The sequence below is a fragment of the Enterococcus spodopteracolus genome (assembly GCF_030441955.1).
GTDB lineage: Bacteria > Bacillota > Bacilli > Lactobacillales > Enterococcaceae > Enterococcus_B > Enterococcus_B spodopteracolus.
Window position 1 is genome coordinate 17,590 of sequence record NZ_JARJHD010000003.1, and the last position, 17,332, is coordinate 34,921.

The window sequence follows — 17,332 nt, forward strand, 5'->3', positions numbered from 1 at the left end:
CTTTTTCTTCTACTCCTATCCCACTAAGAGTAAAGAGTTTCGTCCAGTTTTAGCAAAGCTAACCATTAGCTATTGAAAGCTGATCTTCATCTGACATCGCTCAAAAATATTACCGACCAAAATAAGCTGTTTCTTTTTATCTATTCGGTAAAATATGGCATATTTGTTTCCGATTAATATACGATATGTACATTCATGAAAATGATACAACGCAGATATTTCTTCATGCATTTCGGGAAAATTTTTAGTAAGTTCTATTGATTGATAGATCATCCTGATAAAACGATGTATATTTTCTTTAGATAAAAATAATTCATTTTCCCATTCCTCGATCAACTGCTCTAACCTCTGGCGAAAACTCTCCGAATACACTATCGTATATGCCATCTACTCACCCCAACCATACTTACTAAAAGTATCTTTCATTTCAGATTCGGAAACGATCAAACCTTTTGAGAAATCATCAAATGCTTTTTCTATTTCTTTACGGTCTTGTTCTCTCATCACTTCTTTTGTATCAATTATCAAAGTTGTACCTTCTTTCGTATAGCTCAAAATGTCCCCCTCATGTAACTCAAGTTCCTTGGGTAAAATGACACCGACACTGTTTCCAATTTTTCTCACCTTTAGACTCTTCATCTTTTTTCACACCTTTCTAATTCAAATAAATTATAACACGTTATAACTTAATTCCGAAAATTTCTTTACCTCTATTTTTTAAGAATCTATTACAAAACACACGAAAAAACAGACACTTCCACTAAACTGTCAAAAACCCATGTTACTTCCTTACCCTATCATTTGGCTTATTTTTCTAAACGCTCTATGCTTTGAAGTAGAAATAGTTCACAAACTAAAAGGAGGTTTTTTTATGAGCAAGAAATGGTTGAAAGTAGGCATTGGCTTAGGACTAGTCGCTATAGGTGCTGTTTATCTTGGCAAAAAAACAGGCTTACTAGAAGATGATCGTCACCTTTATGATGAATTTGAATCCATCTAGAAAAATCGCTGTGAAAATGAATTGGTAAATATTGGAGGAACGCATGATGCAAAAAAAGAAAGCAATTATGATTGGTGCAGGAATCGCGAATATGGCAGCTGCTGTTTATTTGATCCAAGAAGGCAAATGGCGTGGAGATCAAATCACTTTCTACTCCTTAGATGACCATGGATCAAATGATGGCGCTCCTGTGGACACAGTGACTGATGAATATTGGAACAAAAATCACCCATTAGAAAATCAAAAAGGCTACGTTGCACGTGGTGGACGTATGCTGAATTACCGTACGTATGTCGATTTGATGGATCTACTCAGTCGTATCCCTTCTGCCACAGAACCGGGCATGACAGCCGAAGAAGATACACGAGATTTCGATGCCAAACATCCGACATTTGATAAAGCTCGCTTATTGGAAGGTGGCAAGGGAATCATTGATGGCGGTAAATTAGGCTTCAACAATAAAGATCGCGTATTATTAACGAAACTAATCGCCATGCCTGATTCAGAAGAAGAAAAATTAGATAATGTGACGATTGCTGAATATTTCAAAGATGATCCTCATTTCTTTGAAACAAACTTCTGGTTTATGTGGGAAACGACTTTTGCTTTTCGAACACGTAGTTCTGCACAAGAATTACGTCGCTATATGCACCAAATGATTTATGAGTTTACTCAAATCGAGCATTTAGTTGGGGTCAATCGAACACGCTATAATCAATACGAAAGTATTATGTTGCCACTGATCAATTATTTGAAAGAACAAGGTTGTAAAATCATTTTGAATCGTCGTGTCGTTGACTGGGAATTCAAAGAAACAGCGATGCAAGATGAAATCACTGTGACTGGCTTGAAGATGATCAATACAAAAACACAAGAAGAAGAACATGTCGTCGTTGATGGAGATACTGGCGTATTATTTACGAATGGTTCGATCACTGATTCGGCAACACTTGGCGACTACGAAACACCCGCAGAGGAAAATATGGATTACGGTGCTGCTTCGAGTTTGTGGAAAAAAGCCAGTGAAAAATTCTACAATTTAGGTAATCCAGATAAATTTTTCGCAGATCGTGATGCAAGTGAATGGGTCAGCTTTACGTTGACAACGAAAAATCATGTGTTGCTAAATGAGATCACACGTATCACGACACAAGAACCAGGTAATGCGTTGAATTCATTTATTTCAACAACACCGATTACCCCACTTGGTCAAAAAGATGTCAATATGTCGATCGTCGTGCATCACCAACCGCACTTCACTTCACAAAAACCAAATGAAACAGTGATTTGGGGCTACTTCTTGTATCCAAGACGTCGTGGTGAATTTGTCGACAAAGAGTATATTAAAATGAACGGAAAAGAAATGTTAGAAGAATTACTTGGTCAGCTTTCAAAAGTTGATCCTGGTCCAGTAAACATTCGCGAAAAAGAAACCGAAATCTACGATAGTGTCATCAATAATATTCCGGTTTACATGCCATATGCTTCTGCCTTATTTAACAATCGTGCGAAAAGTGATCGACCAAAAGTCATTCCTAAACATTCAACAAACCTTGCCTTTACTGGTGAGTTCGTTGAACAACCTTATCAAATGATCTTTACCGAACAAAGTGCTGTTCGTTCAGGAGAAATTGCGGCATTCCATTTTGCAGGTATTCCAATGTCACGTTTGGTGAAAACACCACGTTATGACAAAGATATCCCTACGTTGATGCGTGCAGCGAAAAAAATGTTTGATTGAGGTTCACTAAAGGAATTCACTTTCCTGTGCTACTTCAGTCCTAAAACAAAAGTCCTCCACCTATGAGAATAGGCGGAAGACTTTTGTTTTTTCACTATTTTTGATTTTGCCCGACAGTTCTCTTTTTGTTTTCTCTTTTCGCAAGGAGCCATGCGAAGCCGCCCACAACAATCTCACTTCCTCCGATCAGTAAAACAATCAGGGTAAAGTTAGTGAGATATGTTCGCATCAATCCTTGAAGTGACGCCATTTGCTCCTCCGTCTGCAAAATCTGCGCATAGTATAAAGTTGCGGCAAATGCTAGACTTATCAGTCCAGCGCCCATCAGACTACACGCAAATTTTTTGATACGCGAACGGATAGAGCCTGGATTGAAATAAATGAACCCTGCTAAGATCAATAGGCTCACACTCACAATGCCCCAGGCATAGTGAAGTACCTGTTGGCGCAGCTCATTGATTCCTCGAATAAAAAGATGCAGATAACTTGGTTGGACACTTCGTTCAAAGATCCCGCCGATCATATGTAAAGCGAGTTCTTCTCCCGCAATCCCTTCTTCGATATTGATCTCATGTTCTGTTTTATATGTATGGATCGTCTCTTTGATATGTTCTTCCAAGTCCGTTGCTTGGATCAAGCTTGGTTGCTTGTCACGATAAGTTTCTTTGACAAAATGCTCGATATTCTTTTTGACTAATTCCTCAGATATACTGTCGGCAAGCACCTCTGGAGTGACTCTTGCTTCTTGGTGATAGCTCTGGACACGACCATTGATCTCTTTCGTTACCTTTTGTATGTAGTTTGCTTGTTTGATTTGTTCATTCATAAATCCTTCATTTGCTAAAGTCGTATAAAAAAGTCCGGCAATTGATAAAAAAAAGAGCCCGACTGTACACACAACTCCTATAATTATTTTGATTAATCGACTATTTCTCATTTCTCTCCTTTCCTAGGTCAGCACAAAAAATTGTTCTTTTACGTTTTATTTTGTTGGAAATCAACTACTATAATTATAACTTTCAGTCAATAAAACTACAACTTCCTTTTTTCGTCAAAAGTTATTTTACTGTTTTAAACTAAAACTAAAAGCGCGTTTCATTGTGAAAAAAAGTAACATTCCCTTAGAATGAGTTTATAAATAACTATCGTTAGTTTTATTAACGAAAACAGGAGAGGAGCACTACGATGAAAGCAGTCACTTGGCAAGGAAAGCAAAAAATGGAAATTAGAAATGTTGATGATCCAAAAATTTTAGCACCAACCGATGCAATCATCCGTATCACTGCGACAGCGATTTGTGGATCTGATCTCCATCTTTATCACCATGGGGAATCCGTTATGGAAAAAGGCTATGTCGTTGGACATGAACCTATGGGGATTGTTGAAGAAGTTGGTTCTGAAGTGAAAAAGTTGAAAAAAGGACAACGTGTAGTTATTCCTTTTAATATTAGTTGTGGTCATTGCCATTTTTGTACAAACCATATGGAAAGTCAGTGTGATAATTCCAATCAGGAAGAATTATACGGCGGATTATTCGGTTTTGGTAAATTGAACGGAAATCACTGGGGTGGGCAAGCAGAGTATCTTCGGGTACCTTTCGCCGACTCTACGTCATTTATCGTTCCAGATAATGATTTACCTGATGAAAAAGTTTTATTTTTATCTGATATTTTACCGACCGCTTATTGGAGCGTTGCAAATGCAGGGGTTAAAAAAGATGATACAGTCGTCGTCTTAGGTTCAGGTCCTGTTGGTTTATTTGCACAAAAATTTGCTGTGATGGCAGGAGCAAAACGTGTCATTGCGGTCGATCCAGTCAAACACCGATTAGACAAAGCAGTCCGCTATAATCAAATCGAAACCTATCTATTAGACGATGTGAACCAAGCCGGAGATGATTTATATGAGTTAGCTCGTGGCGGTGCAGATGTCATCATTGATTGTGTCGGAATGGATGGTTTAGAGCCAACAAAAGAAAAAGCTAAAAATTTAGTTAGTTTACAAAGTGGAACGATCTCACCTATCCAAATGGCTGCTAAAGCGGTGAAAAAATTTGGTACAGTGCAAATCACTGGTGTTTATATGACACCTGCTTCTTCCTATCCACTTCAAGAATTCTTTATGCGCAATATTGATGTCAAACATGGGCAAGCACCAGTTGTCCATTTGATGCCAAAAATTTATGACATGATTACAGAAGGAATGTTTGATCCAACTCAAATCATCACTCATTCGATGCCGTTAGAAGAAGCGGCTCGAGCATACGAGATTTTTGATAAAAAAGAAGATAAAAATATCAAAGTTGTTTTGAAACCGTAGAAATAAAAACTAGTTAGGTGATTTTATATGCCAAGAATCAAACGAAATACCCATGATGTCGAGATTGGCAAAGAAGAAGATATTGAGATCCGCGGACGGCGTTTTCGCTTGTATTTCCAAAATCGTTACACATTGATTTCTTTAGCGGTTGATTTGCTTACAGGGATTTTTTATGTCTTAGGGAGTATTGCTTTGCTCACGAAAATCCCTGATTATTACAGCAATTACTTATATTTAGCAGGCGCCATCTTCTTGACCACTCGCCCCATCTTACGTATCGTGCGAAATGTCTTTATTTACGATGAAAAGAAACAACGAAGAGAACAAGCGAAAAAAGAGAAGCATGAGATTTGATACAACATCTCATGCTTCTCTTTATGTTGTTGTAGTGATTTGATACAACCGGGTAGTTGTTCCACTTTCTTCCTTGACCATAGTTAAAAATGACCAATCATATCGTTCATAAAAGGAGGTGTGGTCTGTCATCAAATAAAGTTTCTTGAACCCTAATCGATGCATCTCTTCTCTGGTTTGTTCTAATATCCATTTTGCTAATCCCTGATTCCGATACTCCGGTTCAACATATAAAGCACAAAGATTAGGTGCTAAATCTGGACGGTCGTGGAAGTCATTTTCGATGACACCTGCTCCTCCAACGATTGCACCTTTTTCATCGAGAATGACATACCATCGAGAATGACATACCATTGAGGAATACTTTCCTTCTCGATGATTCCAGTACGTATACTTTCCGCATAAACCTCAGCAGGGATGCCCCACTTTGAGGAAAACCAACTTGCGGTTTCTTCCAGTAATTCTGGGTGTTCATTTAATTTGATCCATTGATACATATTCAACTTTTAAATCTCCATTCATTATTCATGCGTCGTGTAAAATAGATGCCTAAGCATGTTTATCTATGTTTGAATTTTTGCTTCTTCTTCCGACCTAAGCTAGAATAGATGTCAAAGGAGTGAGCGAGATGATTGCACACAAAAGAGACGGACTCCATGTAGTTTAAGCAAATAAAAAAATTACATGGAGGAATCAAACATGACAAATATTTACGATGATCAACAATTTTTTGACCGATACAAAGAAATGCCTCGTAGCAAAAATGGCTTACAAGGTACTGGAGAATGGCCAACGCTTGCATCTATCTTCCCCAATCTCCATGGTCAAACAGTCCTTGATCTTGGATGTGGCTATGGGTGGCACTGTCGTTACGCTGCTTCGCAAGGGGCAAAAAAAATCATTGGTGTCGACTTGTCTGAGAAGATGCTAGCAGAAGCTAGAGCTCGAACAAACGATACCACGATCAGTTATATGCAAGACGATATTTCAACGATTCGGTTTGCGAAAGACTCATTTGATTTCGTGTTCAGTTCTTTAGCTATCCATTATGTAGAAAATTGGGAACAACTCGTCCAGCATGTCCATCACTTCCTAAAACCGAATGGGCAATTTCTTTTTTCAGTTGAACATCCTATTTTCACAGCAGATGGTCGGCAAGACTGGATTTATACAGACAACGGTCAGATCATGCACTTTCCAGTTAATCATTATTTTGACGAAGGGGAGCGTGACACAAACTTCCTAGGATCTTCTGTAAAAAAATATCATCGAACGATTACAACTTATCTTGAGACATTATTGTCTAATGGCTTTCAAATCAACCATGTGCTTGAACCAATACCACCGTCACATATGTTAGATATGCCTGGTATGAAAGACGAATTAAGACGTCCGATGATGTTGATTATTTCTGTGACAAAAATGTAGCGGCGAATCATCGATCCAAACATTCTTATTCTTAGTCCATCTGCACAAATTTTATTGAGCGTCTGGAAATAGGTTGTCCCTATTTCCAGACCTTTTTCATCGACTAGAAAATGATTTATGCCCTTCAAGCTTTCAATCACTTTCTATCACTGAGTTTTTGATTTCTTCTTGTTTCTTTTTAGCGAATTTAGCTAGTACCAATTTATAAGAAATCAAAATCATTTTCTCGATTTCCTCGTCTGACAATTCATCTTTGACTAACATGATCGAATTCCAATGTTTCTTATCGGCATAGTAACCAGGTATAATGCTCTCAGGGTACATCGTTCGTAATTCCTCGTTTTTTTCTGGGAAATGTTTTAACGTGATCAATGCTTTTTCATTCGCTTCTGGACTCATCATCCCAAACTGTTTACCATCTAAATCAAAATAAAGCGTTTTCCAATCTTCGCGAAAATATACCCTAGCTCCTGGAAGGGTGTTCCCATATACTTGGAATCGTTCGATCCTTTTTTGAATATCTGTTGTATTCATATGCTATCCTCCTATTCAAAAAAAATACTTACAAAAACTATACGTTGCTTTCTGAAAAATAGCAATGATAACAGTAGTAACACAAAAAACGGAAAGCAATCACTTGCTCTCCGTTTTTTATTTTTACGCGTTCAATGCCTCTTTTTTCATTTCTTGGATCGTTGCTACTTTAACGAATGGTAGATAGATCAGAATTGAAATCAGTAAGTTGACCGCAGATAACACTGCGCCTGAAAGACTGTTTGTTGCTAAAAATCCGCCGATCACTGGTGGTGTTACCCATGGTGGCATTACTGTCGCTGCTGGTACAAGTCCTGTTGATGTCGCAAAGTACGCAACAGTTACTAAAACCATTGGTGTTAAAATAAATGGAATAAACATCACTGGATTCAAAACGATTGGTAGACCAAACATTGTTGGTTCGTTGATATTGAATACTCCTGGTGCAATCGATAAGTTCGTTACGACCATATAAGGTTTGTTTCTACGTCCTACTAAATAGATCGCAATCAGTAATCCTAGTGTCGCACCTGTACCACCTAAATTGACAAAGCTGTCAAAAAAAGGTTTATTGACGATAAATGGTGCACTTTGACCGTTGGCAATCGCTTCGACGTTTGCTTGGATCGCTGGCGCATTGATGGTTTGCATCAATGGATCGACCATGTTTGCTCCATGTAATCCGAAGAACCAAAGGAACGGTGTAATAAATGCAAGCAATAATGCAGATGGGTAAGAGTTAGCAAGCCCCATAAATGGTTCTTGAACCACCGTGTAGAATGCGCCAACAATATCAGCAACACCGAATGCTGCAAAAATCGCAGCGATTAGTGCGAAAAATGAGATCGTGATCATTGCTGGTAATAATGACGCAAATGCTTTTGCTACTGCTGGTGGCACTCCGTCTGGCATTTTGATGATCAATTTTTCATTTCCACTTAAACGAACAAAAATCTCTGTTGAAATAATTCCGACAATAATTGCAATAAATAATCCGTTTGAACTCATACCTAAAGCGCCGCCTAGTGCGAAGAATGAACCTAATGAAATCACTCCAGCAGATACGCCATCTTTACGGTAACCGTTTGCTAAATGATAAGCTAATAAGAACGCAATCAAAACAGAAAGAATCGCAAACGTTCCGTTCCAAGCAGCCGCACCGAATCCTTTCCATGCTTCACCACCAAAAATCGAATTCATCAATTCTTGGAATCCAGGGATCGGCAAGTTATTGATCATTACAGCTAAAGCGCCTAAGATCATTAATGGCATACTGACCATAAAAGCGTCACGAATGGCCACTAAATGGCGTTGTGCACCGATTTTTGATGCGACTGGTATAAAGTGTTTCTCCATAAATGCTACAAAGCTATCCATATCTTTTCCTCTTTTCTCCTTTAAAAAACTTTTATTTAAGCATCTATACGACGGTATAGATCAATGATTTCTTTTGCTAAATCTGTAAACGCGATCGATGTCATCAAATGATCTTGACTATGAACGGTTAACAAAGTAACTTCCATGTGTTCCCCTTGTGCTTCTTGTGTTAATAACCCTGTTTGCGAATGATGCGCTTGAACCAATGATTCTTCTGCATCTTTGATTTTTGCATCTGCTAATTCAAAGTCACCTTTTTTCGCAGCAGCAATCGCTTCCATTGCATCGCTTTTTGCGTTGCCACCGAACATGATCAAACCCATGATCGCTTCTAAATTTTTTTGATCTTCCATTTTCTTTCCTCTTTTTCTTGTTTTTATTTATTGATCAATGATTCTGCTTGTTCCAATACTTTTGCCCCGTTCATCATGCCATAGTCTTGCATGTTGATAACATCTAACGGAATCCCTTTTGGTGCTAGTTTTTCAGCAAATTGACTTTGCATGAAACGTACTTGTGGCCCTAATAATAAAACGTCTACATTTTTTGATTCTAGTTGGCTATCAGCTTCTGATGCTGAAACTGCAAAGATGTCCGCTTCTACACCTTTTTCTTCTGCTGCTTTTTGCATTTTTGTCACTAATAAACTTGTACTCATTCCTGCAGAGCAGACAAGCATGATTGTTCTTTTCTCCATTTTGAACACTTCCTTTTCTTCTTCTTACACTTTTATATAATGCAAGTATCGTGCCAACTTTGAAATCGCTTTACCACTTTGATATAAAAGGGTTTTCATGTTGTTTTTTATCAAACACACTCTAATTTTTATGTCGCACACTATTTTTAGTGTGCAAAAAAAGAGAATGGAACACCAAAAACCACCAAGTAAAAAATAAGTCTGCTCCTCACTTGGTAGATTTCAATGATTGTTTGCTAGAATTAATCAACAAGTAGTTACTTCGTTGATTGATTTTTTGATTCAATCGCATCGATTCTTCCCATAAATTTCAATTCTTGTAACACTTCTATAGAAGTAACACGTTTTTTTGCCAAGACTTCAAATTTTTGTCGTTTGTAAGCCCATACGATTTTATCTAAAAAATCAGTATTTATAAACTGAAATTATTGAAAAAACCATTTTTTTAACTTTTGATCATCAACAGTTTACTAACTATTGCATTGACCTTTTGTGTCTACATGCTATTTGAACTAGAAAATGCGCGAATAAATGCCCATCAGACTATTCTCGAGTTTGTTGAACAGGTCGTCAAAGAACCAAAAAAACGTTTGGAATAACTAACAGGACCATTCAAGTAAAAAAAGGGGATTGTTTTCTTGTATATCTGGGCGAATGGTCAACTTCAAAAAAAAGAAAGGGCCATATATCTTAATATGGCTGCTTTTATGTGTTGTTTTTACTTATTCACTTCATCGCTATCACTTTCGACAAGTTACTGGAACATCGATTTAGCCAACGGCAATATTGTGATCGTAGACAAGTTTTCGGCACTCACACGTTATATCATCATCGCTATTCAGCGATCCTCTACGGATGAAATCATTAAACGAATCATCGGAATCCCAGGAGATTCTATAAAAGTACATGACAATGAACTGACCTTGCATTTGGGAAACGAGCCACATTCTCCTACAGATATTTTTTGGCTGAGTCCAGAAGTAGTTGCGCAAATGAACCATTCACAAAAAAAATAAGTGAGCTAACGCTAGAAACAGCGATAATGTCAGAAAACAAAACAGGAACCGATAGCCACTCGTCCCCCGAATCTTTAATACAAACCGGAGAGGATAGACGTATTTTGTATGTTAAGGCTCTTTCTGCTGCGTCGGAAACGAATTTGAAACAAATAGAAAAGGAACAAAAAAGCAAGACGATAAAACCTTCACTTTAGAAGAACAAGAAGGTAAGCTATTGTACCAAGTAAAAATGAAGAAAAACAAGCTACGCCGTCTGTCTCTACATCACCTCTCAAACACAAGATATGATAGCATAAGCAAGAGGAGGTCGGAACAGAAGTATTCAGCCTCGATAAATAAGGCGCCAGCCACTAAAATTGTTCTACAAATTTCCGTGGCTGGCGCCTTATTTCCGAAGAGGTTACTTCTGTCCCTACCGTTTATTCGGTTTTAGAATATGCATGAGGACTAATCTCCCAGACACGCTTGCTTTTGTTGTATCCACTTCAACGTGATTTTCTCACACGTTAATTTTCTGCCAAAATCATTTCGATCGTTGCTAGTTCTTCTGGTGCAAAGACGAGATTATCTTTCATTTTGACACTTTCCTGCAACTGACTCAAACGGCTAGCACCGACTAAAACACTTGTCACTGATGGTTGTCGCACATTCCACGCCAATGCCATCTGAGCCAATGTTTGTCCTCTCGCTTCCGCCACTTCCTGTAACTGTGTGATTTTACGTAGTGTCGGTGCAATCTGTTCTTCTGAAAGAAAAGGGATTTCTTTTCGATGCGCACGTGAATCTTCAGGAATCCCATGTAAGTAGCGATTCGTTAACAAGCCTTGTGCTAATGGACTAAACGTGATTGCACCTAGTCCATTTTCAGCAAGGACAGGTGCTAAGTCCGTCTCAAGCAATTCTCTTGAAAACAGATTGTAACGCATTTGATGGATCACGAAGGGCGCATCTTTTTTGCGTAAAATTTCCGCCATTTTCTGTGTGTCCGCCCCATTGTAGTTAGAGATACCGATATAAAGGGCCTTTCCTTGTCGAACTAATTGCATCAATGCCTCTGCGGTTTCTTCCAAAGGCGTTTCAGGATCTGGACGATGATGATAGAAAATATCCACATAGTCCAAACCCATACGTTGCAAACTCTGGTCACAACTGGCAATGATCGACTTACGAGACCCCCAATTGCCGTAAGGCCCATCCCACATATAATAGCCTGCTTTACTAGAGATAATCAGTTCATCTCGATAGGGTTTGAGATCCTCTTTAAAAAGTCGTCCAAAGTTTGTTTCCGCTGCTCCAGCAGGTCCACCATAATTATTGGCTAGATCAAAATGGGTGATGCCTAAATCAAAAGCCCCCTTTAAAATTTCCCGCTGATTACTGATGGGATCATATTCCCCAAAATTTTGCCATAATCCTAAGGAAAGTAAAGGCAGTTTTAATCCAGATTGACCGCTTTTACGATACTCCATGTTTTCATAACGCGTTTTATCAGCTACATACATTTCATTCACTCCTTATTTTATGATTATCACAGAAGTCTTCCACTCCAAAAAAATAAAGAGTTACTTCTGGAATGCCGTTTTTCATTTTCAAGAATAGCAGATGACTACTGACCAAGATTTTTTAGCCATCTCTATTTCAAGTCCCCATAGATTACTTTCAAATTTATATCTCTTCAACAGAAAACGCTACCAAAATTATGTTGCTTGTTTTAGTTCTTCGCTTTTTTCCCCCAATTGGTAGTCATTTTTTGCAAAAATGCTAATTGACGACGAGTTTGTTTTATTTTTTTGTAACGTTTTGGTTGCTTCCGATAAAATTGCTGATGGTAATTTTCTGCCGGCCAAAAAGCTGTCGCTGGTAAAATAGCCGTAACTATCGGTTTTCTGTAGCGACCTGATGCGCTTAATGCTTGTTTCGACGCTTCAGCAGTTTTTTGTTGCTCTTCATTTTGAACAAAAATGATTGGACGATATTGTTCTCCGCGGTCTTGGAATTGTCCAAATTCATCCGTCGGGTCCGTTACTTGCCAGTAAATCTCGACTAGCTCTTGATAACTGATCAATCGCTTATCAAATATGATCTCCACTGCTTCCACATGACCGGTATAGCCGCCACTGACTTGGTCATAATTAGGGGAATCAAACTGCCCGCCTGTATATCCAGACATCACAGAAATAATTCCTGCTTTTTTCTCAAAAGGCTCTACCATACACCAAAAACAACCGCCAGCAAACACTGCTCGTTCTTGAACTGCCGGATCTGTCAGTTCGTGTTTAGAAAAATCATACCGCGCTTCCCCTAACGGATCGCCGACCATTTGCAAATAGAAATCCATGACATCTGGAGTTAGATTTTGTCGTAAAGCCAATGGTCGCAAAGAAACTTCCAACTTTTCAAGTACCTCTTTTAGAGAAACAGAAGTTGCTAACGCTTCTTTCGCTGTCATTAGTTGTTGTCGCTCCCAGTCTCGCGTGTTTGGGTTTAAAATCAAATTGTAGAGAGTGGTGATTTCTTCCTCTTTCTTCATCGGGTCTCCCCCTCCCAAAGTGTCTACTGCCGACCCAAGGAAACAGGAAAAAGCTGAGATTGCTTTTCCCCTATTTTCTTTGAATCATTTAACGTCTCTTAATAATACACTTCATCTAGAAAAAGCGCATGGGCGGGAACTGTCTCGCCTGCTTGCTGTCTGACTTTCGTTTCAAAAATCGTATCGATCAAAGATAAATCAGCTTTACCTGAACCAATATCTAAAATCGTTCCCATTAAGATCCGTACCATTTTATACAAAAAACCATCCCCTACAAATGTAAAATGAAGCATATTACCTTCTTGTTGGACCGATAATTTTTCAATTGTACGTACTGTTGATTTTTTTGTTTTTTTCAATGCTGAAAATCCAATAAAATCATGTTTTCCTTCTAGTTTCCGACAAGCTTCTTCCATTTTCTCCAAATCAAGTGCCTTAGGATAATCAAAACTATGGTTTCTTTCAAACACTGTTGGAATTGGAGCATTCCAAACGTAGTAACTATATTTTTTCCCTTTTGCATTATATCTAGCATGAAAACGTTCAGGTACTTCTTCCACTTTTTTGACCACAATATCTCTTGGCAAATAACGATTGAGAAAATCCAGCATCTCCATTCGACTCATTGTACTAGCTGTTTTGAAATTAGCTACTTGACCTCTGGCGTGTGTTCCAGCGTCTGTTCGACCAGAACCGATAATCTCAATCGTTTCCCCGGTCATTTGCGAAATGATCGCTTCGATTTTTCCTTGGATCGTTTTTTCATCATTACCAAGTCGTTGCCAACCAGAATATCTTTTTCCATCATATTCGATCGTTAATTTTATATTTCTCATGTATTCTCCCTCTATTGGATCAAATGATCCATTGTTTTCATTTAGTGTCAGTATAGCAGATAACACCATCTTCTTCTCAAAAAAAAACGCAATCCAGAAATTTCTCTGTTTTGCGTTTTTTTCTTTTATAATTTTGATCAACCTAAGAATTTGAAGACTTCTTCTCGGTCGTAAAGTTTCAAGACTTTTTCAAATACCAATTGCGTAAATAAAGCAGCCGCGACTGGTACGACGAACCAACAAATCAACACCATCACGATATTTAGTCCAGCATCTAATGAAGCAAGAGGGCCAACTAAACCTACGATCCCAAAGCCCGCAGAAGCTGGTGTTCCTGATACAGAGAAAAGTGCGACAGGTATCGCTGTGATAACCGCACTGACTAAACATGGAAGCAAGATGATCGGTTTACGGAATAAGTTCGGCATCATCATCTTCATCGCACCTAAAGCAATCGCGATCGTGACACCTGATTTATTGACACGCCAAGAATTGACGATCAACACAAATGTTGTGGCAGCAACACCCATAGCAGCAGCTCCTGCAGAAATTCCATCCAATTGGATCGCTAAACCAATTGCAACGGTTGAAATCGGTGAAATGATCAAAAAGGCAAATGAACAGCCGATCAAAATAGACATCAAAATAGGTTGCAATGTCGTAAAGTTATTGATACCTTCACCAATTGCAGAGGTGATCGCTGTCACATAAGGGAATAAATAAAACCCAATAAGACCTGCGCCCACACCGACTACGATTGGTGTTAATACGATTGCGACTGAGCCAAAGCGGTCACCGATCAATAGGATCAGACCAACAGCAATCGCTGCAGTGATCATCGTATTGATGATATCTCCTGTACCTGCCCCTACATATACCCCTGCTTCACCAAGGTCTGGCATAAAGCGGACAACACCAGAGCCGACAAATGCAGCACCAGCTACTACCATCATTTGCATCGGATTAAACCCAAATTGTAACCCGATCAAACCACCAATGATCAACGGTGTCGCTAATTGGAAGATCACCGCTAGTTGTGCGATCGTCACAGCAACAGGATATTCACTGAAATACTTTAAAATAGCTCCTAAAACAGCATTTGGAATCAGACCTACGATGATCCCTGTTGCTGTTCCAGCTAATACTTTGTTCAAAAAAATTCTTGGCGTCAATTTATTCGTCGTATCCATTTATTTGTTCCTCCTATTTCGCCTCTAGAATCTGTTCTTTTGCATGCACGAGCGCTGTCAAAAAGTCACAGTAAGGCGTAGCGATCCCGTATTTCTTTCCTTTACGTGAAATCGCACCGTTGATATAGTCGATTTCTGTCAATCGGTTGTTTTTGATCAAATCTTGATGCATCGATGGGAAATGCATACCGATCGTCTCAGGATCAAAACAAGTTTCACAGTGTGCGACTGCTTCTGCCACATCTAAATCAATATTTTCTGCTTTTGCTACTTGACCAAATTCATTTACGATAGCAACAACCATATCATGAGCCGTAGAAGTACGACCAAGTCCTGCCATATTCACGTCTAAAATCGTACATAAGCCGTTCATCGTGCCATTGACACAAGCTTTACGATAGATCGAGTAATGGATATTACTTGAATACTTCGCATTCAAACCAGATTCAGCTAAAGCTTCTGCCAATTCTTTCGCAGCTTCTTCTTGTCCGTCTCCTAAGTTTTGTAGTTCTACTGAACCACTACCGAATAATTTCACACGTCCAGGACCTTCTAGGCCTGCCGTCCACATTGTATTACCAATAAAAATATTTTTCATTGGTACAAATTTTTCAATAATATCTTCATGGCCGATTCCATTCAATAAACAAAGGACTTTTGTCTCCTCTTTGATCATTGGACGAATATCTTCCAACATTTTTTCTAGTTGCATTGCTTTTGTGAATAAGACGATCAAATCAACTTTTTCTGCGTCATTGATTTCTGATTGAAGAACGACTGGGATATCGACAACGATGTCCTCACCGTTAAAGTTAGCTTTCAATCCGTTTTCTTTGATTGCTTCTACATGGTCTTTCCAACCATCGATCAATGTCACGTCATTTCCACCTTTTTGTAACATGAGTCCAAAGCGACTCCCCATTGCACCTGCACCAGCAATTGCTATCTTCATTTCTTTGTTCTCCCCCTTTAATTTAGTTATACGACGAATAAGCAAATAATTCCCCTCACGATCATTCAATCATTCACAATGTCCGCTAGTTATGAATGATCAATCGCTTGAAAAACTATTTTACTTGACTCATTTTCCCATTTCCTTTGATTTATTTCAAATAGCCTGATTGATTACTCACAAACGTAAGCGCTATCTATCCATTTTAAGCCCTAGTAGATGGGTTGTCGTACGACACTAAGGAGTATTATACACTAAAAACAGCTCGTTTTTTTAATATAACCTCGATTATTTTTGTTAATTTTTTAAATCTACTACGTTATATAACAAATCAGATACAATTGTGAACCATCACACGATCCTATCCAAAAAACAGGTTATCTGGTACTTTATAAATATATATTTCGCTAAAAAATCCTATTCCTCCTATTTGTTACAAAAAAAGCAGCTGCCAGAAAGGATCACTGGTTTGCTGCTATTCATTACGCAATCTTGTCTATTTTTTTCAATCAGGATGCCGCATCAATCGATTGATATGCACACCTAGATAGGTAACTTCCTCTTTCGTGATTTCCTGTTGGATCATTTTCTGGATATATTGCCTTACTTTATCTGCGTTTTCCATCGCCAATGGATACAAGGTACACATTTGCTGATATAGCCCATCATCTTGTCCATCCAGCATCTTATTCGCAAATAACCGTTCAACGAAAAAACGAACATGAGTAATAAAACGACTATAATGGATCGAGTCTGGAGCAATGTCGATTCGAATCGAATATTTTACTAAGTTGACGATACCACCAATCATTTTCGCTTGTTTCATACTATCGTTTCCCTGACTTTCTTGGGACAATGAATTAATGACATGAAAGGCAATATTTGCCGCTTCTTCATTGGGTAACTCGACATCAGATTTTTCATTGAAGATCGTTAGCGCTTGCTCCGCTGCTTGGTATTCTTCCGGATAGTAATTCTTGATCTCCCAATATAACCGGTTGGTGATGATGATTCCTTTAGCCATACGTTCAACTGAAAAATGTAAATGATCAGGTAATGTTAAATAAATACTAGAGTTTAACCGTTTCCCTAGTCGTTTTTCCATACTGGAGACCATTGCTTTCGTTAATTCAAAATAGGTTAAAGGAACCTCTTTGATCAAATCCAATAATTGCATAGCTTTGCCTTCATCATAGGGCAGATAGATTTCATCAATCGAATCATCCGAGATGATCTCACCGGGCTTTTTACCAAAACCGATCCCTTTTCCTAAAGCAATCATTTTTTGCTGATTGCTGTCGATCAATACCACACTGGAGTTAAGCACCTTTAGTATTTTCCTCATGATATCCTCC

Annotated in this window: 19 protein-coding genes and 1 pseudogene; 6 read left to right on the forward strand and 14 right to left on the reverse strand. The window is 38.5% G+C overall.

Going from position 1 to position 17,332, the window contains the following annotated elements:
- Positions 1-69: 69 nt before the first annotated feature.
- Together P3R27_RS05105 and P3R27_RS05110 are read right to left on the reverse strand one after the other, a co-directional pair.
- Positions 70-387, reverse strand: a complete 318-nt coding sequence (locus P3R27_RS05105) for a toxin RelE (protein ID WP_034689897.1) — start codon at positions 385-387, stop codon at positions 70-72.
- Positions 388-639, reverse strand: a complete 252-nt coding sequence (locus tag P3R27_RS05110) for an AbrB/MazE/SpoVT family DNA-binding domain-containing protein (protein ID WP_010736476.1) — start codon at positions 637-639, stop codon at positions 388-390. It abuts the gene before it with no gap.
- A gap of 232 nt (positions 640-871) precedes the next feature.
- On the opposite strand from P3R27_RS05110, the gene P3R27_RS05115 reads away from it, so the two are divergent.
- On the forward strand, positions 872-1,000 hold the full coding sequence (locus P3R27_RS05115; protein ID WP_010736477.1) for a hypothetical protein: 129 nt from the start codon (positions 872-874) through the stop codon (positions 998-1,000).
- Positions 1,001-1,046: 46 nt separating this feature from the next.
- A complete protein-coding gene (locus tag P3R27_RS05120; protein ID WP_034689906.1) occupies positions 1,047-2,741 on the forward strand; it encodes an oleate hydratase in 1,695 nt (564 codons plus the stop codon).
- A 94-nt stretch (positions 2,742-2,835) separates the two neighbouring features.
- On the opposite strand, the gene P3R27_RS05125 is transcribed toward P3R27_RS05120, so the two are convergent.
- Positions 2,836-3,678 carry a hypothetical protein gene (locus tag P3R27_RS05125; protein ID WP_126133847.1) on the reverse strand — a complete coding sequence of 281 codons (843 nt, stop codon included), beginning with the start codon at positions 3,676-3,678 and terminating at the stop codon, positions 2,836-2,838.
- Between the two features lie 248 nt (positions 3,679-3,926).
- Between P3R27_RS05125 and P3R27_RS05130 the strand changes: the two genes are divergently transcribed.
- Together P3R27_RS05130 and P3R27_RS05135 are read left to right on the forward strand one after the other, a co-directional pair.
- Positions 3,927-5,060, forward strand: a complete 1,134-nt coding sequence (locus tag P3R27_RS05130; RefSeq protein ID WP_034689911.1) for an alcohol dehydrogenase catalytic domain-containing protein — start codon at positions 3,927-3,929, stop codon at positions 5,058-5,060.
- Between the two features lie 27 nt (positions 5,061-5,087).
- Entirely contained in the window at positions 5,088-5,414 is a 327-nt protein-coding gene (locus tag P3R27_RS05135; RefSeq protein WP_010736481.1) for a YrhK family protein, read from the forward strand.
- 21 nt (positions 5,415-5,435) lie between these two features.
- Here P3R27_RS05135 and P3R27_RS05140 read toward each other — a convergent pair.
- Positions 5,436-5,911, reverse strand: a pseudogene (locus P3R27_RS05140) (GNAT family N-acetyltransferase).
- Between the two features lie 202 nt (positions 5,912-6,113).
- Between P3R27_RS05140 and P3R27_RS05145 the strand changes: the two are divergent.
- The gene (locus tag P3R27_RS05145) at positions 6,114-6,842 is read left to right on the forward strand and encodes a class I SAM-dependent methyltransferase (protein ID WP_284592235.1); all 729 of its coding nucleotides are present in this window, start codon (positions 6,114-6,116) and stop codon (positions 6,840-6,842) included.
- Positions 6,843-6,974: 132 nt separating this feature from the next.
- On the opposite strand, the gene P3R27_RS05150 is transcribed toward P3R27_RS05145, so the two are convergent.
- The 4 genes from P3R27_RS05150 to P3R27_RS05165 all read right to left on the reverse strand — a co-directional run bounded on the left by P3R27_RS05150 (position 6,975) and on the right by P3R27_RS05165 (position 9,450).
- Positions 6,975-7,376, reverse strand: a complete 402-nt coding sequence (locus P3R27_RS05150; protein WP_034689914.1) for an MmcQ/YjbR family DNA-binding protein — start codon at positions 7,374-7,376, stop codon at positions 6,975-6,977.
- A 123-nt stretch (positions 7,377-7,499) separates the two neighbouring features.
- The gene (locus P3R27_RS05155) at positions 7,500-8,753 is read right to left on the reverse strand and encodes a PTS sugar transporter subunit IIC (RefSeq protein WP_010736485.1); all 1,254 of its coding nucleotides are present in this window, start codon (positions 8,751-8,753) and stop codon (positions 7,500-7,502) included.
- Between the two features lie 35 nt (positions 8,754-8,788).
- Positions 8,789-9,106, reverse strand: a complete 318-nt coding sequence (locus P3R27_RS05160; protein WP_010736486.1) for a PTS lactose/cellobiose transporter subunit IIA — start codon at positions 9,104-9,106, stop codon at positions 8,789-8,791.
- Positions 9,107-9,129: 23 nt separating this feature from the next.
- Positions 9,130-9,450 carry a PTS sugar transporter subunit IIB gene (locus P3R27_RS05165; protein ID WP_010736487.1) on the reverse strand — a complete coding sequence of 107 codons (321 nt, stop codon included), beginning with the start codon at positions 9,448-9,450 and terminating at the stop codon, positions 9,130-9,132.
- A gap of 638 nt (positions 9,451-10,088) precedes the next feature.
- Between P3R27_RS05165 and P3R27_RS05170 the strand changes: the two genes are divergently transcribed.
- A complete protein-coding gene (locus P3R27_RS05170; protein WP_034689915.1) occupies positions 10,089-10,466 on the forward strand; it encodes a S26 family signal peptidase in 378 nt (125 codons plus the stop codon).
- A 509-nt stretch (positions 10,467-10,975) separates the two neighbouring features.
- Here P3R27_RS05170 and P3R27_RS05175 read toward each other — a convergent pair.
- The 6 genes from P3R27_RS05175 to P3R27_RS05200 form a co-directional block, all read right to left on the reverse strand.
- Entirely contained in the window at positions 10,976-11,971 is a 996-nt protein-coding gene (locus P3R27_RS05175) for an aldo/keto reductase (protein WP_034689916.1), read from the reverse strand.
- A gap of 209 nt (positions 11,972-12,180) precedes the next feature.
- Positions 12,181-12,999 carry a peptide-methionine (S)-S-oxide reductase MsrA gene (gene msrA, locus P3R27_RS05180; protein WP_034689917.1) on the reverse strand — a complete coding sequence of 273 codons (819 nt, stop codon included), beginning with the start codon at positions 12,997-12,999 and terminating at the stop codon, positions 12,181-12,183.
- Positions 13,000-13,097: 98 nt separating this feature from the next.
- Positions 13,098-13,835: a tRNA pseudouridine(38-40) synthase TruA gene (truA, locus tag P3R27_RS05185; protein WP_023519006.1), complete on the reverse strand. Its 738-nt coding sequence runs from the start codon at positions 13,833-13,835 to the stop codon at positions 13,098-13,100.
- A 137-nt stretch (positions 13,836-13,972) separates the two neighbouring features.
- Positions 13,973-15,025, reverse strand: a complete 1,053-nt coding sequence (locus P3R27_RS05190) for a PTS sugar transporter subunit IIC (protein ID WP_034689918.1) — start codon at positions 15,023-15,025, stop codon at positions 13,973-13,975.
- A gap of 13 nt (positions 15,026-15,038) precedes the next feature.
- Positions 15,039-15,977: a 2-dehydropantoate 2-reductase gene (locus tag P3R27_RS05195; protein WP_034689919.1), complete on the reverse strand. Its 939-nt coding sequence runs from the start codon at positions 15,975-15,977 to the stop codon at positions 15,039-15,041.
- A 505-nt stretch (positions 15,978-16,482) separates the two neighbouring features.
- Complete coding sequence (locus tag P3R27_RS05200) at positions 16,483-17,322, reverse strand: PRD domain-containing protein (RefSeq protein ID WP_034689921.1); 840 nt, start codon at positions 17,320-17,322, stop codon at positions 16,483-16,485.
- Between the last annotated feature and the right edge of the window lie 10 nt (positions 17,323-17,332).

What these genes read in the sequence shown, in the direction of transcription:
- P3R27_RS05105 (WP_034689897.1), bottom strand. Translation starts at nt 387, where the DNA reads ATGGCATATACGATAGTGTATTCGGAGAGTTTTCGCCAGAGGTTAGAG.
- P3R27_RS05110 (WP_010736476.1), bottom strand. Translation starts at nt 639, where the DNA reads ATGAAGAGTCTAAAGGTGAGAAAAATTGGAAACAGTGTCGGTGTCATT.
- P3R27_RS05115 (WP_010736477.1), top strand. Translation starts at nt 872, where the DNA reads ATGAGCAAGAAATGGTTGAAAGTAGGCATTGGCTTAGGACTAGTCGCT.
- P3R27_RS05120 (WP_034689906.1), top strand. Translation starts at nt 1,047, where the DNA reads ATGCAAAAAAAGAAAGCAATTATGATTGGTGCAGGAATCGCGAATATG.
- P3R27_RS05125 (WP_126133847.1), bottom strand. Translation starts at nt 3,678, where the DNA reads ATGAGAAATAGTCGATTAATCAAAATAATTATAGGAGTTGTGTGTACA.
- P3R27_RS05130 (WP_034689911.1), top strand. Translation starts at nt 3,927, where the DNA reads ATGAAAGCAGTCACTTGGCAAGGAAAGCAAAAAATGGAAATTAGAAAT.
- P3R27_RS05135 (WP_010736481.1), top strand. Translation starts at nt 5,088, where the DNA reads ATGCCAAGAATCAAACGAAATACCCATGATGTCGAGATTGGCAAAGAA.
- P3R27_RS05145 (WP_284592235.1), top strand. Translation starts at nt 6,114, where the DNA reads ATGACAAATATTTACGATGATCAACAATTTTTTGACCGATACAAAGAA.
- P3R27_RS05150 (WP_034689914.1), bottom strand. Translation starts at nt 7,376, where the DNA reads ATGAATACAACAGATATTCAAAAAAGGATCGAACGATTCCAAGTATAT.
- P3R27_RS05155 (WP_010736485.1), bottom strand. Translation starts at nt 8,753, where the DNA reads ATGGATAGCTTTGTAGCATTTATGGAGAAACACTTTATACCAGTCGCA.
- P3R27_RS05160 (WP_010736486.1), bottom strand. Translation starts at nt 9,106, where the DNA reads ATGGAAGATCAAAAAAATTTAGAAGCGATCATGGGTTTGATCATGTTC.
- P3R27_RS05165 (WP_010736487.1), bottom strand. Translation starts at nt 9,450, where the DNA reads ATGGAGAAAAGAACAATCATGCTTGTCTGCTCTGCAGGAATGAGTACA.
- P3R27_RS05175 (WP_034689916.1), bottom strand. Translation starts at nt 11,971, where the DNA reads ATGTATGTAGCTGATAAAACGCGTTATGAAAACATGGAGTATCGTAAA.
- msrA (WP_034689917.1), bottom strand. Translation starts at nt 12,999, where the DNA reads ATGAAGAAAGAGGAAGAAATCACCACTCTCTACAATTTGATTTTAAAC.
- truA (WP_023519006.1), bottom strand. Translation starts at nt 13,835, where the DNA reads ATGAGAAATATAAAATTAACGATCGAATATGATGGAAAAAGATATTCT.
- P3R27_RS05190 (WP_034689918.1), bottom strand. Translation starts at nt 15,025, where the DNA reads ATGGATACGACGAATAAATTGACGCCAAGAATTTTTTTGAACAAAGTA.
- P3R27_RS05195 (WP_034689919.1), bottom strand. Translation starts at nt 15,977, where the DNA reads ATGAAGATAGCAATTGCTGGTGCAGGTGCAATGGGGAGTCGCTTTGGA.
- P3R27_RS05200 (WP_034689921.1), bottom strand. Translation starts at nt 17,322, where the DNA reads ATGAGGAAAATACTAAAGGTGCTTAACTCCAGTGTGGTATTGATCGAC.